Annotated in this window: 26 protein-coding genes; 24 read left to right on the plus strand and 2 right to left on the minus strand. The window is 43.1% G+C overall.

Annotated elements, in window-relative coordinates:
* Window positions 1-11 precede the first annotated feature (11 nt).
* The 24 genes from rplB (at window position 12) to rplQ (ending at window position 12,150) form a co-directional block, all read left to right on the plus strand.
* Window positions 12-839, plus strand: coding sequence for a 50S ribosomal protein L2 (gene rplB, locus JMW64_RS03420; protein ID WP_055125272.1), 828 nt, complete (start codon window positions 12-14; stop codon window positions 837-839).
* Window positions 840-851: 12 nt separating this feature from the next.
* Window positions 852-1,127 carry a 30S ribosomal protein S19 gene (gene rpsS, locus JMW64_RS03425; protein WP_010196682.1) on the plus strand — a complete coding sequence of 92 codons (276 nt, stop codon included), beginning with the start codon at window positions 852-854 and terminating at the stop codon, window positions 1,125-1,127.
* Between the two features lie 10 nt (window positions 1,128-1,137).
* Window positions 1,138-1,467: a 50S ribosomal protein L22 gene (gene rplV / locus JMW64_RS03430; protein ID WP_045446615.1), complete on the plus strand. Its 330-nt coding sequence runs from the start codon at window positions 1,138-1,140 to the stop codon at window positions 1,465-1,467.
* 3 nt (window positions 1,468-1,470) lie between these two features.
* Window positions 1,471-2,199 carry a 30S ribosomal protein S3 gene (gene rpsC / locus JMW64_RS03435; RefSeq protein WP_045446618.1) on the plus strand — a complete coding sequence of 243 codons (729 nt, stop codon included), beginning with the start codon at window positions 1,471-1,473 and terminating at the stop codon, window positions 2,197-2,199.
* 3 nt (window positions 2,200-2,202) lie between these two features.
* On the plus strand, window positions 2,203-2,616 hold the full coding sequence (gene rplP / locus JMW64_RS03440; RefSeq protein ID WP_055125273.1) for a 50S ribosomal protein L16: 414 nt from the start codon (window positions 2,203-2,205) through the stop codon (window positions 2,614-2,616).
* Window positions 2,616-2,813: a 50S ribosomal protein L29 gene (gene rpmC / locus JMW64_RS03445; protein ID WP_011279794.1), complete on the plus strand. Its 198-nt coding sequence runs from the start codon at window positions 2,616-2,618 to the stop codon at window positions 2,811-2,813. Before rplP ends, rpmC begins: the two co-directional genes overlap by 1 nt.
* Entirely contained in the window at window positions 2,810-3,082 is a 273-nt protein-coding gene (gene rpsQ, locus JMW64_RS03450) for a 30S ribosomal protein S17 (RefSeq protein ID WP_045446623.1), read from the plus strand. Before rpmC ends, rpsQ begins: the two co-directional genes overlap by 4 nt.
* Before the next feature lie 181 nt (window positions 3,083-3,263).
* Entirely contained in the window at window positions 3,264-3,632 is a 369-nt protein-coding gene (gene rplN / locus JMW64_RS03455) for a 50S ribosomal protein L14 (RefSeq protein ID WP_010196702.1), read from the plus strand.
* 8 nt (window positions 3,633-3,640) lie between these two features.
* Window positions 3,641-3,958: a 50S ribosomal protein L24 gene (gene rplX / locus JMW64_RS03460; RefSeq protein WP_045446626.1), complete on the plus strand. Its 318-nt coding sequence runs from the start codon at window positions 3,641-3,643 to the stop codon at window positions 3,956-3,958.
* A 21-nt stretch (window positions 3,959-3,979) separates the two neighbouring features.
* Window positions 3,980-4,516, plus strand: a complete 537-nt coding sequence (gene rplE / locus JMW64_RS03465; protein ID WP_011512858.1) for a 50S ribosomal protein L5 — start codon at window positions 3,980-3,982, stop codon at window positions 4,514-4,516.
* A gap of 12 nt (window positions 4,517-4,528) precedes the next feature.
* On the plus strand, window positions 4,529-4,834 hold the full coding sequence (gene rpsN / locus JMW64_RS03470; RefSeq protein WP_021813378.1) for a 30S ribosomal protein S14: 306 nt from the start codon (window positions 4,529-4,531) through the stop codon (window positions 4,832-4,834).
* Window positions 4,835-4,845: 11 nt separating this feature from the next.
* Window positions 4,846-5,244 carry a 30S ribosomal protein S8 gene (gene rpsH, locus JMW64_RS03475; protein WP_045446631.1) on the plus strand — a complete coding sequence of 133 codons (399 nt, stop codon included), beginning with the start codon at window positions 4,846-4,848 and terminating at the stop codon, window positions 5,242-5,244.
* Between the two features lie 175 nt (window positions 5,245-5,419).
* Window positions 5,420-5,953 carry a 50S ribosomal protein L6 gene (gene rplF, locus JMW64_RS03480; RefSeq protein ID WP_045446634.1) on the plus strand — a complete coding sequence of 178 codons (534 nt, stop codon included), beginning with the start codon at window positions 5,420-5,422 and terminating at the stop codon, window positions 5,951-5,953.
* Window positions 5,954-5,964: 11 nt separating this feature from the next.
* Complete coding sequence (gene rplR, locus JMW64_RS03485) at window positions 5,965-6,315, plus strand: 50S ribosomal protein L18 (RefSeq protein WP_021813381.1); 351 nt, start codon at window positions 5,965-5,967, stop codon at window positions 6,313-6,315.
* 2 nt (window positions 6,316-6,317) lie between these two features.
* Window positions 6,318-6,833 carry a 30S ribosomal protein S5 gene (gene rpsE, locus JMW64_RS03490; protein WP_010196711.1) on the plus strand — a complete coding sequence of 172 codons (516 nt, stop codon included), beginning with the start codon at window positions 6,318-6,320 and terminating at the stop codon, window positions 6,831-6,833.
* A 20-nt stretch (window positions 6,834-6,853) separates the two neighbouring features.
* Window positions 6,854-7,033, plus strand: a complete 180-nt coding sequence (rpmD, locus tag JMW64_RS03495; protein WP_010196714.1) for a 50S ribosomal protein L30 — start codon at window positions 6,854-6,856, stop codon at window positions 7,031-7,033.
* Window positions 7,033-7,473 (plus strand): 50S ribosomal protein L15, encoded by a 441-nt coding sequence (gene rplO / locus JMW64_RS03500; RefSeq protein ID WP_045446637.1) that lies wholly within the window; start codon window positions 7,033-7,035, stop codon window positions 7,471-7,473. Before rpmD ends, rplO begins: the two co-directional genes overlap by 1 nt.
* Window positions 7,474-7,492: 19 nt before the next feature.
* Window positions 7,493-8,824 (plus strand): preprotein translocase subunit SecY, encoded by a 1,332-nt coding sequence (gene secY / locus JMW64_RS03505; protein WP_173936727.1) that lies wholly within the window; start codon window positions 7,493-7,495, stop codon window positions 8,822-8,824.
* Window positions 8,825-8,856: 32 nt separating this feature from the next.
* Entirely contained in the window at window positions 8,857-8,973 is a 117-nt protein-coding gene (rpmJ, locus tag JMW64_RS03510) for a 50S ribosomal protein L36 (RefSeq protein WP_010196721.1), read from the plus strand.
* A 253-nt stretch (window positions 8,974-9,226) separates the two neighbouring features.
* Entirely contained in the window at window positions 9,227-9,583 is a 357-nt protein-coding gene (rpsM, locus tag JMW64_RS03515) for a 30S ribosomal protein S13 (RefSeq protein WP_021813384.1), read from the plus strand.
* 20 nt (window positions 9,584-9,603) lie between these two features.
* Complete coding sequence (rpsK, locus tag JMW64_RS03520) at window positions 9,604-9,993, plus strand: 30S ribosomal protein S11 (protein WP_045454458.1); 390 nt, start codon at window positions 9,604-9,606, stop codon at window positions 9,991-9,993.
* Between the two features lie 48 nt (window positions 9,994-10,041).
* Window positions 10,042-10,683 (plus strand): 30S ribosomal protein S4, encoded by a 642-nt coding sequence (gene rpsD, locus JMW64_RS03525; RefSeq protein WP_010196731.1) that lies wholly within the window; start codon window positions 10,042-10,044, stop codon window positions 10,681-10,683.
* 80 nt (window positions 10,684-10,763) lie between these two features.
* Window positions 10,764-11,771 (plus strand): DNA-directed RNA polymerase subunit alpha, encoded by a 1,008-nt coding sequence (locus JMW64_RS03530; protein WP_045446643.1) that lies wholly within the window; start codon window positions 10,764-10,766, stop codon window positions 11,769-11,771.
* A 19-nt stretch (window positions 11,772-11,790) separates the two neighbouring features.
* On the plus strand, window positions 11,791-12,150 hold the full coding sequence (rplQ, locus tag JMW64_RS03535; RefSeq protein ID WP_021813387.1) for a 50S ribosomal protein L17: 360 nt from the start codon (window positions 11,791-11,793) through the stop codon (window positions 12,148-12,150).
* Window positions 12,151-12,228: 78 nt separating this feature from the next.
* Here rplQ and JMW64_RS03540 read toward each other — a convergent pair whose 3' ends face one another.
* Together JMW64_RS03540 and JMW64_RS03545 are read right to left on the minus strand one after the other, a co-directional pair.
* On the minus strand, window positions 12,229-12,849 hold the full coding sequence (locus JMW64_RS03540; protein ID WP_201553310.1) for an L-threonylcarbamoyladenylate synthase: 621 nt from the start codon (window positions 12,847-12,849) through the stop codon (window positions 12,229-12,231).
* Between the two features lie 218 nt (window positions 12,850-13,067).
* Window positions 13,068-13,799: an elongation factor P hydroxylase gene (locus JMW64_RS03545; protein ID WP_201553337.1), complete on the minus strand. Its 732-nt coding sequence runs from the start codon at window positions 13,797-13,799 to the stop codon at window positions 13,068-13,070.
* Between the last annotated feature and the right edge of the window lie 94 nt (window positions 13,800-13,893).

The raw sequence follows: 13,893 nt of genomic DNA on the forward strand, positions 1-13,893 counted from the left end.
GGATTACACTCATGCCTATCGTAAAAGCAAAGCCAACATCACCAGGCCGTCGTTTTGTTGAAAAAGTGGTGCATCCACACCTTTATAAAGGTCGTCCGTTTGCAGCGCTTCTCGAATCAAAAAGTAAAACTGGTGGTCGTAACAATAATGGTCGCATAACGACTCGTCATATTGGCGGTGGTCATAAGCAGCATTATCGTATTATCGATTTCAAACGTACTAAAGACAATATCCCAGCCACGGTAGAGCGTATTGAATACGATCCTAACCGTACTGCGCACATTGCTTTACTTAAGTACGCTGATGGCGAACGTCGCTATATCATTGCTGCTAAAAAACAAGCAGTTGGCGATACAGTAATGTCAGGTGAGCTATCACCAATTCGTCCAGGTAACTGTTTACCGCTAAAAAACATCCCATTGGGTACTGTGATCCATAATATCGAACTTAAAATCGGTAAAGGCGCACAGATGGCTCGTTCTGCGGGTGCTAGCGTTCAGTTGTTAGGTCGTGAAGGTATTTATGCTATTCTACGTATGCGCTCTGGCGAAACTCGCCGTGTACACGTGAACTGCCGTGCCGTTATTGGTGAAGTTTCTAACACTGAAAACAACTTGAAATCACTTGGTAAAGCCGGTGCTTCACGTTGGCGTGGTGTTCGTCCTTCTGTTCGTGGTGTTGCTATGAACCCGGTTGATCACCCACATGGTGGTGGTGAAGGTCGTAATAAAGGTCGCCATCCAACCAGCCCTTGGGGTCAGAAGTCTAAAGGACTTAAAACGCGTAGTAATAAGCGTACTGACAATATGATCATCCGCCGTCGCGCCAAGAAGAAATAAAGGAAGAATTTCATGCCTCGTTCATTGAAAAAAGGTCCATTCATAGACGCGCATTTGTTTGCCAAAGTTGAGAATGCATTAGACACCAACTCACGCAAGCCAATTAAGACTTGGTCGCGCCGCTCGATGATCCTACCACAAATGGTTGGCTTAACCTTGTCTGTTCACAATGGCCGTACTCATGTACCGGTTATCGTGAGTGAACAGATGGTTGGTCATAAACTAGGTGAATTTGCCCCGACTCGTACGTATCGTGGTCATGGCATTGACAAAAAAGCTAAGAGATAAGGTGCTTACCATGGAAGTAACTGCAAAATTACGCGGTGCCGCCATATCGGCACAAAAAGTTAGACTCGTTGCCGATGAAGTTCGTGGCAAATCTATCGAGCGTGCTTTGGATATCCTAACGTATAGTAATAAAAAAGGCGCTGTATTTGTTAAGAAATGTCTTAACTCAGCCATCGCCAATGCCGAACACAACAACGGTCTAGATATTGATACCCTTAAAGTATCAACCATCTACGTTGATGAAGGCATTACGCTAAAACGTATCCTACCACGTGCTAAAGGTCGCGCTGATCGTATCAGTAAGCGTACCTGTCACATCACTATAAAGGTAGGAGAATAAGTTATGGGTCAAAAAGTACATCCAATCGGAATTCGTCTTGGTGTTGTAAAGAAGCATAACGCAAACTGGTATGCTAACCCTAAACAATACTCAGAATACCTAATCAACGACATTCAAGTTCGTGAATATCTGCGCAAAAAGCTTGATAGTGCTATGATTAGCAAAATCATGATTGAGCGTCCTACCGGTGCTGCTAAGATTACCATCGCCACTGCGCGTCCTGGTATCGTTATCGGTAAGAAAGGCGAAGACATCGAAAGACTTCAAAAAGAATTGACCAAAATTATGGGCGTACCTGCTCAGGTCAACATTGAAGAAATCACCTCGCCTGATCTTGATGCTCATCTAGTAGCGGAAGGTATCGCAAGTCAGCTTGAGCGTCGTGTTATGTTCCGCCGTGCTATGAAGCGCGCCGTACAGAACAGCATGCGTTCTGGTGCTAAAGGTATTAAAGTTGAGCTGTCTGGCCGTCTTGGCGGTGCTGAGATTGCTCGTACTGAATGGTACCGTGAAGGTCGTGTGCCATTGCATACACTACGCGCTGATATCGACTATTCGTCAGTACGTGCGGAAACTACTTACGGCACCATCGGTGTAAAAGTTTGGATCTTCCGTGGCGAAATCCTTGACGGTATGAACAGTGTATACAATCCCGTTAAAGAAGAGCAGACTCGTGCGCCAAAACGCCGTGGTCGTGGAAACGGAAACCGTCGAAACACAGACAGAGGTTAAACTATGTTACAGCCAAAACGTACCAAGTTTCGTAAAATGCACAAAGGTCGTAACACTGGGCTAGCTCATCGTGGAAGCACCGTTGCATTCGGACAAATTGGTCTAAAATCGTTGACTCGTGGTCGTATGACTGCCCGTCAAATTGAAGCAGCACGTCGTACCATCACTCGTAAAATTAAGCGTGGTGGTAAGATTTGGATTCGTGTATTCCCAGACAAACCAATTACCAATAAACCACTAGAAGTACGTATGGGTAAAGGTAAAGGTCCTGTAGAATATTGGGTATGCGAAATCAAACCTGGTAAAGTGCTATATGAACTCGAAGGGGTTTCAGAAGAACTTGCTCGCGAAGCGTTCACGCTTGCTGCAGCAAAACTGCCCTTTAAAACTACCATTGTTAAGCGGACGATAATGTAATGAAGATCAGTGAATTACGTGATAAATCATTAGAAGAACTGACTCAGTTACTTGATGAAAAGCAACTTGATGCTTTCCGTATTCGTATGGCTAAAGCAACTGGTCAGTTGGGTAATACCCATGAAGTACGTGTTAATCGTCGTGCGATTGCTCAGCTTCAGACTTTGATTAACGAGAAACAACGAGGCGACTCATGAGCGATAACAATCAAACAGCTAATGCTAGCGTATTGACAGGACGAGTTGTCAGTGACAAGATGGACAAGTCCATCACAGTTTTGATTGAGCGTCTGGTTCGTCATCCTTTGTATGGCAAGCAGCTTCGTCGTTCTACAAAAATCAAAGCCCATGATGAGAATAATGTTTGCCAACAAGGCGACCTTGTCCGCATCAAAGAAACGCGTCCAATCTCTAAAACCAAGTCTTGGACTTTGGTTGAAGTGGTTGAAAAAGTAGAAAAAATCTAAGTAAATTGCATTAAAAGCCAGAAGCTGTTAAAATAGCCGCCTTTTTAAGGATGCTGATTGCGCCGAGCGTATATCACTCACATTAAGAGTAGCAGCGGTTATTATTATTAAAATGCCGACTACTCATACTGTGCTAGCGGCAGCAACTGGTTTTTATTGCTCATACGTGTGGAGTAACGCTATGATTCAGGTTGAATCGATGCTGGAAGTTGCAGATAATAGCGGTGCAAGACGAGTTCAGTGCATTAAAGTACTGGGTGGCTCTCATCGTCGTTATGCATCAGTTGGCGACATTATTAAAGTAACGGTTAAAGAAGCCATTCCTCGCGGTCGTGTTAAAAAAGGCGACGTGATGAATGCTGTAGTTGTACGCACCAAAAAAGGCGTTCGTCGTCCTGATGGTTCTGTTCTGCGTTTTGACGACAATGCTGCGGTATTGTTGAACCAAAATAAAGCACCGATTGCAACTCGTATTTTTGGACCGGTAACTCGTGAACTACGTGGTGATCAGTTTATGAAAATTGTATCACTAGCACCAGAAGTATTGTGAGGTAATCCATGTCAAAATTACGTAAAGGCGATACAGTTATCGTGATTGCTGGGAAAGACAAAGGCAAGCAAGGTACTGTACAAGCTGTAAAAAATGATCGTATTAAAGTTGAAGGCATTAATATTGTCACTAAACATCAGAAGCCGAATCAGGCAACTGGCGTTGAAGGTGGCATTCTTAAGAAAGAAGCTTTTCTACATATCTCAAATGTCGCAATATTAAATGCGCAAACCCAAAAAGCTGATCGTATTACTTATCAGTTCGGCGAAGACGGCAAGAAACAACGCGTCTATCGTTCGAACGGTGAAGTAGTGGCGACTGCGTAAGACACTAAGGGTGTAATGGTAATGGCAAGATTAAAATCTTTATATAACGAAGAATTAAAGCAGCAAATCAAAGAAGAGCTTGGTTTGGCTAATGTGATGCAAGTGCCTAAAATCACTAAAATCACACTTAACATGGGTGTAGGCGGCGCGTCTCAAGACAAGAAATTGCTTGAAGGTGCAGTAGCTGACATGACCGCTATCGCTGGTCAAAAACCTGTCGTCACCAAAGCGCGTAAATCAGTTGCTGGCTTTAAAATTCGTGAAGAATGGCCAATTGGCTGCAAAGTAACGCTACGCGGTGAGCAAATGTACGAATTTTTAGATCGTCTCATTGCCATTGCAATTCCTCGTATTCGTGATTTCCGCGGTTTTTCACCTAAAGCCTTTGACGGACGTGGTAACTACTCATTGGGTATCAAAGAACAGATCGTATTCCCAGAAGTAGATTTTGACAAGATTGATCGTATCCGCGGTATGGATGTGACAATCACCACGTCAGCTCAATCTGATGAAGAAGGTCGCGCGTTGCTTAAAGCATTCGGCTTCCCATTTAAATAAGGTAAAGACGTTATGGCAAAGAAGAGCATGATTAACCGCGAATTAAAGCGCGAAAAAATGGTTGCTAAGTACGCTGATAAGCGTATCAAGCTAAAAGAAACTATCAGTGATATGACTGCAAGTGACGAAACTCGTATGGAAGCGATGCTAGAGCTACAAGCTCTTCCACGCAATTCATCGCCAGTACGTCTGCGCAATCGTTGTGCTATCACCGGTCGTCCTCACGGTTACTTCCGCAAGTTTGGCTTATCACGCAATATGCTGCGTGAGCGTGTCATGCAAGGCGATGTGCCTGGTGTTCGTAAAGCAAGCTGGTAAGGGGTAACTATATGAGTATGCAAGATACCGTTGGGGATATGCTAACCCGTATTCGTAACGCACAAATGGCTAACAAAGTATCGGTAGCAATGCCGAGCTCTAAATTACGTAAATCAATAGCTGATTTGCTAGTTAGCGAAGGTTATGTGGCGAGCGCTGTTGTTACTGAAGAAGCAAACAATAAAGCAACCCTATCTATCGAATTGAAATACTTCGAAGGCCGCGCTGTCATCGAAACGATTCAACGTTTTAGCCGTCCTGGTTTGCGCCAGTTCCGCGGTAAAGACGCTATCCCTACTGTTAAGCAAGGTATGGGTGTTGCTATCGTATCAACTAGCCAAGGTATCATGAGTGATCGTGCTGCACGCGCTGCTGGTATCGGTGGTGAAATCGTCGCATTTGTAGCGTAAGCTACACGACGATAAAGTCTATTTGATGGTTGTTAGACTTCTATTGATTGAGTAATAATGAATTATTTCAAATTGATAGGTGTCTAACGCAGTCAACTATGCTAAACTAACACGCTTTTTAGCCTGTTAGTTTTTTCGCTAATATAAAGAAGTTAATTTTTTAAGGAATATTCCTATGTCTCGTGTGGCTAAAGCCCCAGTGACACTGCCAAACGGCGTAAGTGTTACTTTGAACGATCGGCAGGTCGAAGTGAAAGGCAAGAACGGCATTTTGTCTTTACGCCTGCATGAATTGGTCGAGCTGAAACAGGAAGATGATGCGATCATTTTCTCACCTACAGTCGATTCAAAAGAAGCCATGATGCACACTGGCACCATGCGCGCTCTTGTTAACAACTATGTTAAAGGCGTGAATGAAGGCTTTGAAAAGCGTCTTCAGTTAATTGGTGTTGGTTATCGCGCACAAGTTGCTGGTAACAAGGTAACTTTGAACGTTGGTTACTCTCATCCAGTAGAATATACGTTGCCTGAAGGTGTGTCAGCTGAAACCCCAACGCAAACTGAAATTGTTTTGAAATCAAACAATAAACAGCAGCTTGGTCAAGCAGCGGCTAATATCCGCGGTTTCCGCCCACCTGAGCCTTATAAAGGTAAAGGTATTCGTTATAGTGACGAGCATGTGATTCGCAAAGAAGCCAAGAAAAAATAAGGTGAGTTGAAATGTTTGATAAAAAAGCAGCTCGTCTGCGTCGAGCTAAGAAAACCCGCGCGCATATCCGTTTCTTAGGCGTTCATCGCTTAACGGTTACTCGCACGCCAAAACATATTTATGCCCAGATTATCTCTCCTACCGGTGGTGAAGTGATTGCTCAGGCATCTACCTTAGACGGCAGCTTGCGCTCAGGCGCGACTGGCAATGCTGATGCAGCAACGTCTGTGGGCCAAATGATCGCAGAACGCGCAAAAGCAGCTGGTATCACTAAAGTTGCCTTTGACCGTAGTGGTTTTAAATATCATGGTCGAGTTAAAGCTTTAGCAGAAGCAGCTCGCGAAAACGGATTGGAGTTTTAATCATGGCTAGAAATGATAAAAATGATAAAAATGAACAGACTGACGGTCTAGTAGAACGCTTAGTTACCGTTGATCGCGTTGCAAAAGTTGTTAAAGGTGGTCGTATTTTCTCTTTCACTGCATTGACTGTAGTGGGCGATGGCAATGGTCGTGTTGGTTTTGGTCGCGGTAAAGCACGTGAAGTGCCAGCGGCTATCCAAAAAGCACTAGAAGCTGCCAAACGTAATATGATTACTGTTGAGCTTAATGATGCAACTTTGTATCATCCGATCAAAGCACGTCATGGTGCTAGTAAAGTTTATATGCAACCTGCATCTGAAGGTACTGGCGTAATCGCTGGTGGCGCAATGCGTGCTGTATTAGAAGTTGCTGGTGTCAAAGATGTTTTGACTAAATGTTATGGTTCTACCAATACTGCTAACGTTGTTCGCGCAACGTTTAACGGTTTACGTGATATGTCAACTCCAGAGAAGATGGCAGCAAAACGTGGTAAATCTGTAGACGAAATCTTGGGTTAACTTAGACTAGGTGAGTTACGATGAAAAAAATGAAAGTCACTCAATTTAAATCGGGTGCCCATCGCCTAAAGAGCCACAAAGCGAGCTTGAAAGGATTGGGTTTACGCCGTATTAATCATACTGTTGAAGTAGAAGATACACCTTCAACCCGTGGTATGGTCAATCGCGTTAACTACATGGTAAAAGTGGAGGAAGCGTAATGGGTCTTAGATTAAATGAATTATCACCAGGTGTTGGCGCAAAGAAAACTGCCCAACGTCGTGGTCGTGGTATCGGTTCAGGTCTTGGTAAGACTGGTGGTCGTGGTGTAAAAGGTCAGAAATCTCGTTCAGGTTCTAGCATACGCTCAGGATTTGAAGGTGGTCAAATGCCTTTATATCGTCGTCTACCGAAATTTGGTTTTACCAGTAAAATGGCAATGAAGACGGCTGAAGTACGTCTTTCTGAACTGAATAAAATTGATGGCGATGTGGTTAGCCTTGAAACACTTAAAGCTGCTAACCTAATCCGTCACGACATGAAGCGTGCCCGTATTATGTTGTCAGGCGAAGTCACTAAGGCTTATACCTTTAAAGGTATCAAAGTGACTAAAGGCGCTAAGCTAGCAATCGAAGCTGCTGGTGGTAGCATCGAGGAGTAGTAACGTGTCAAAACAATCAATGTCATCGACTGGTATACCGCTCAATCCATTTGCATTCATACGCAAGTATGATGAATTATGGACGCGTTTATTATTCTTAATCGGCGCATTGGTTGTTTATCGTTTAGGGTCACATATTCCAGTACCGGGTATCAATCCGGTCAACTTGGCTGATCTGTTTTCGCGCAACGAAAACACCATTTTGAGCATGTTTAACATGTTCTCAGGTGGTGCACTAGAGCGTATGTCCATTATGGCGCTCGGCATTATGCCGTATATTTCAGCATCGATTATTGTACAGATGATGTCTGCAGTATTGCCATCGCTTGAAGCCCTCAAAAAAGAAGGCGAAGCGGGACGACGTAAGTTGAACAAGTATACCCGTCAAGGGACACTTGCTTTAGCCCTAGTACAGTCATTAGGAATGTGTGCTGGCTTAATCAGTCAAAATCTTACTTTATCTTCTGGTCTGACCTTTTATATTCCAGCGGTTACCTCATTGGTAGCGGGTGCTATGTTCTTGATGTGGCTTGGTGAGCAGATTACAGAGCGCGGCGTAGGTAATGGTATTTCAATGCTCATTTTTGCGAGTATTGTGGCTGGTACGCCAGGTATGATTTCGCAGTCTATTGAACAGGTCAATCAAGGACAAATGAACTTGATTGTACTGTTTATTTTTGTGCTACTAGGCATCGCGGTTACTGCTGGTATCGTTTATATTGAACGTGCTCAGCGCCGTGTTCCAGTAAACTATGCACAGAAGCAGCAACAAGGTCGCAAAATATATGCTCAGCAGCAGTCACATTTGCCGCTGAAGCTTAATATGGCAGGGGTTATCCCAGCCATTTTTGCCAGCTCGTTGTTGTTGTTTCCAGCAAGTTTAGGGCAGTGGGTCGGTCAATCAACTGATCCTACCCTTACACAAAAGATACTACAGAATATGGCATTGGTGTTGTCTCCAGGACAGCCGCTATATTTGGTTCTGTTTGGCGCGATGATTATTTTCTTCTGTTACTTCTATACGGCATTGGTATTTAGTCCACGTGAAGTAGCTGAAAACCTTAAACGTAGTGGTGCGTATATCCCAGGTATTCGCCCCGGACAACAAACTCAGCGTTACCTAGATCATGTATTAAACCGACTGACCTTTATTGGCGCGATGTATATGACGGTTATTTGTTTAATGCCAATGGTCGTCCAGTCATCGTTTGGTGTGCCGTTTCAACTCGGTGGTACGTCTTTACTGATTATGGTGGTTGTGGTAATGGACTTCATTTCGCAAATCCAAGCGCATTTGATGACCCATCAATATCATGATCAGACGTTAATTCAATCGCCCACTCAACCTTAAATGAGCGGTACGATATCTCAAAGGAGCATGCTATGAAAGTTCAAGCATCAGTTAAAAAGATTTGTGGTAGCTGTAAAGTTGTACGCCGTAAAGGCCGTGTACATATCATCTGTACAGCAGAACCTCGCCACAAGCAACGTCAAGGTTAATATTTAGTATTATAAAGTCTCAGACTTTTGTTACTATCTCAATTAATACTTGAAAAATGACGGCGGATGGGATATCATCCGCCACTTGCCGTAGTTTATGCAAAAACTTTTATAAGACCGTCAATGAATAGGCTTGTAATCAAGTCAAAGCAGCGATAATAATTATAAAAGCTTTAGTATTGACAGCAACAAATCTGAAAAATAAAGCCTTATTGATAAATAACGCTTATTTTTCTTTAATGGAGAGAAATCAATGGCTCGTATTGCCGGCGTAAACATTCCGGATAATAAGCATGCTGTTATTTCACTAACTTACATCTTTGGTGTAGGTCGTACCACTGCTCAGAAAATCTTAGAAGCAGTTGGCATTGCCCCTACTACTAAAGTTAGTCAGTTAGATGATACACAGTTAGATGCTATCCGTGCACAAGTTGCAAATTACATGACTGAAGGTGATCTTCGTCGTGAAGTGTCAATGAATATTAAGCGTTTAGTTGATCTTGGTTGTTACCGTGGCATCCGCCATCGTCGTAACCTACCAGTTAGAGGTCAGAATACTAAGAACAACGCTCGTACTCGTAAGGGTCCGACACGCCCTCTCAAAAGATAATTAACTTAGGAAGCTAAAAGATGGCTAAAGACACTCGTAGTCGCAAGAAAGTGACTCGTCGTTCAGTATCGGAGGGCATTGCCCATATCCATGCGTCTTTTAATAACACCATTGTTACGATTACCGATCGTCAAGGTAATGCACTGGCTTGGGCCACTTCAGGTGGACAAGGCTTCCGTGGTTCACGTAAATCTACACCATTTGCAGCTCAGGTTGCAGCTGAGGTCGCTGGTAAAGCGGCTCAAGAATATGGTGTTAAGAATATCGACGTTTTGGTCAAAGGACCAGGACCGGGTCGTGAGTCTGCGGTAAGAGCACTAGGTGCATTGGGTTATAAAGTTAACAGCATCTCTGATGTAACCCCAATCCCACACAATGGTTGCCGTGCGCCTAAAAAGCGCCGCGTCTAATATTAAAGACGAAGCTTTTTATCCCAAAAGCTTATAGGAGACATAACAATGGCCCGCTATATTGGACCAAAACTCAAATTATCACGTCGTGAAGGCACGGACTTAGGTCTTAAGTCTGGCGTTAAACCATACGACGTAAAAACGAAAAAAGCTGGTCGTCCACCAGGTCAACACGGTGTAAGCCGTAACAAGACCTCAGAATATGCTTTACAGCTGCGTGAAAAGCAGAAAGTTAAGCGTATTTATGGTGTACTAGAGCGTCAGTTTGCTAATTACTATAAAGAAGCTGCTCGTAAGCGCGGTGCTACTGGTGAAAACCTGTTAGCCATGCTTGAGAGCCGTCTAGATAACGTTGTTTATCGCATGGGCTTTGGCTCAACTCGCGCTGAAGCACGTCAGCTAGTCAGTCATCGTACTGTTATGGTAAAAAAAGCTGGTCGTGATGAGTTTGTTCGTGTGAACATTCCATCAATTCAGTTGCAAGATGGTGATGTCATCGCTATCCAAGAGAAGTCTCGCGAGCAATTACGTATTAAAAACGCAATTGAGCTGGCTACCCAACGTGGTATTCCAGAATGGCTAGATGTTGACCACAGCAAATTACAAGGCACGTTTAAACAAGCGCCTGATCGTATTGATCTACCTGCTGAAATCAACGAAAGCTTGATCGTTGAGCTATACTCTAAGTAATGACGTACTGCTCGATGTCGTGAAAACGGCATTGAGCAATTAACGTTAATTAAACCAGTTTAATAAATCGAGGTGACATCATGATGCTAAATGCAACTGAGTTTCTAACGCCGAATGCCATTAATGTGGATACGGTTAATGAAACGATTGCGAAAGTCACGCTCGAACCGTTAGAACGCGGCTTTGGGCATACCCTTGGTAATGCCTTACGTCGCATCTTGTTATCTTCATTACCTGGTGCTGCAGTCATTGAAGCTGAGATTGATGGTGTTGACCATGAATACTCAACGCTTGAAGGGCTACAAGAAGATGTACTTGACTTGCTTTTGAATCTAAAAGGCTTGGCTATTACGCTTCATGACCAAAATGAAGTATTTTTGACCTTGGATAAACAAGGTCCAGGCACTATTACTGCTGCAGACATCGCGTTACCGCATAATGTAGACATCGTCAATCCAGAATTGGTGTTGGGTACATTGAGTGATCGTGGTCATCTTAAGATGCGTTTGCGTGTAGTAATGGGTCGTGGATATGAGCCAGCAAACCAGCGCCGTGAAGATGGTGATACTAAAGCAATCGGACGTTTAAAGCTTGATGCAAGTTTTAGTCCTGTGCTTCGTGTTGCTTATCAGGTTGAGAACGCTCGTGTAGAGCAGCGTACTGATCTTGATCGTCTTATCATTGAGCTTGAAACTAATGGCACTATAGATCCAGAAGAAGCAATTCGTAAAGCAGCCACTATTTTACAACAACAGATTTCTATCTTTGTTGACCTAGAAGCTGAAGAAGCGCCTGAGCCTGTGAAAGAGAAAGAAGAGGTTGATCCGGTGCTATTACGCCCTGTGGACGATCTTGAACTAACGGTTCGCTCAGCCAACTGCTTGAAAGCTGAAAACATTTACTATATCGGTGATTTGGTACAACGTTCAGAGACTGAACTTCTAAAAACCCCAAATCTTGGTAAGAAATCATTAACGGAAATCAAAGACGTACTAGCGTCTAAAGATTTAGAGCTCGGTATGCGCCTAGATAACTGGCCACCAGCTGACCTTCGTGTTGATGATCGCTTTTCTTATCGTAGCCGTTAAACTTTAAGGATTTTTGACTATGCGCCATCGTAAGAGTGGAGTCAAGCTGGGTCGTACCGGCAGTCATCGTAAGGCAATGTTTCAGAACATGACTAACTCATTATTTGAGCATGAACTGATCAAAACAACTTTACCAAAAGCAAAAGAGTTACGTCGCGTTGCCGAGCCATTAATCACTATGGCTAAAGAAGACAGCGTTGCTAACCGTCGTTTGGCATTTAGCCGTATGCGTAGCAAAGCTATGGTAGGTAAACTATTTGGCACGTTAGGTCCTCGTTACCAGACCCGTCCAGGTGGATATTTGCGTATCGTAAAATGTGGTTACCGTGATGGTGACAATGCGCCAATGGCATATGTAGAATTGGTTGATCGCGACTAATTTTACAATAAGCAAAAGATGTATATAAAAAAGCTCCAATTCAATTGGAGCTTTTTTTGTGTTTGATGCTTTAGTTTATTACCGTAGTAGTGAATCTACATCCGCGGCACCTTGTCTGATAATTTCAGGCTGGCTACCAGTCATATCAACAATCGTAGTTAGTTTAGTGGTCTTTACACCTGCATTTATCAAACCGTCGATTTGATTGCCTAATAAATCCTCAATCTCAAAGGGATCATCTAGTATGTCATCACGGTTAGGCAGTATTAATGAACTGGTTAAGATAGGTTCATCCATGGCCTCTAAAAGCGCTTGCGCAATAGGGTTGCTAGGTACTCGAATACCGATGGTTTTTTTCTTCGCATGTGCCAATTTTTTTGGTACGTCTTTTGTGGCATTGAGGATAAAGGTGATGGGCGCAGGAGTAAGCGCTTTGAGCTGTTTAAATTGTATATTGTCCACTGCAGCATAGTTGGCAATTTCGCTTAAGTCACGGCACAGTAAAGTAAACTGGTGTTTATCATCAAGTTCACGAATTTGTTTGAGCTTATCGAGTGCATCCTTTGCTCCTAAGCGACAACCAAAAGCATAGCTGGTATCGGTAGGGTAGATAATGAGCTGGTCTTTACGTAACAGATCCGCCACTTGCTCAATCAGACGTGGCTGTGGATTTTCTGGATGAATATAAAATACTTGCATAGCAGTTCCTTATTTTATAATTATGGGTTTTTAAATGTGAGGTTTTTGACTAAGTAGAATATCGGTGGCGCGCATGCTTCTTTCACTCAGTTTACTAAAAAAGCATCACTGCCTTCCTAGTATAGCGCAAAGCCAATATAAGTTTGATTGCAAGCCGTTACTATGCGTAGACAATCGTTAACATAAAAATACCGCACCTTTACGCTGATATGCTGCTGTTACTCTAGATCAGCTATAGAGACACTGAGTAAGGCGTGTAATAAAGTTTTAGCATCAGGTGGCAATATATTCGGCTTAGCGATGTATTGTTGCACTTGTCGGTAGACGTCATTTGCGAATGTACTATTGCTCGTATCAAAGTCAGCAAACAAATTATCTTGTGACACCTCAAATGATCGTTCACAAGCGAGAGTAAATAAACACTCTAACGCTTGTGGTTTAATCTCTACGCGCTCAAATGCTTGCTGCTGAGCGGCGGTACGCCCATCTGGTGCGTACCAGTAGCCAAAGTCAGGTAAACGTCTACGAGCCTCTCCAGCCACACACCAATGGCTCAGCTCATGCAATGCGCTAGCAAAAAATCCATGAGCGAATTCAATTTTTGCGGGTTCGTTATTTTGTGCCGGAAAGTACTCTGGTTCTCCTTGTCCACGAACCAATGTAACGTTTTGATGAGTGAATAAATTATTGAATAATTGGATGAGCCAATCAGTAGCCGCTTGCTCGTATTTATTAACCAATGATGGAGTGCTATCTAAGCCTTTGATAGCAGCTAACCTTTGCCATTCACTTTTTACATCCTCTAAGCACTGATTGTTGTTAAGGTTCCACGAGTCAGTGGAAGAGGCATTCACATTATTGGTTAACGTAGTGAGACGTTGCAATAGTATTTTTGCTTCAAGTGCAGAAAGTAGGTTCGAGAAGTCAGGTTTATCATTAAACACATTCATAGGTAAAACACTGGTCAAATAAAAGATGAAAAGAAGAACTATCTTTGAATATAAATAGGAGAAATAAAGAGATGAAAATAGAGCTTATATCAAA

The organism is Psychrobacter immobilis (genome assembly GCF_904846065.1).
Taxonomy (GTDB): domain Bacteria; phylum Pseudomonadota; class Gammaproteobacteria; order Pseudomonadales; family Moraxellaceae; genus Psychrobacter; species Psychrobacter immobilis_H.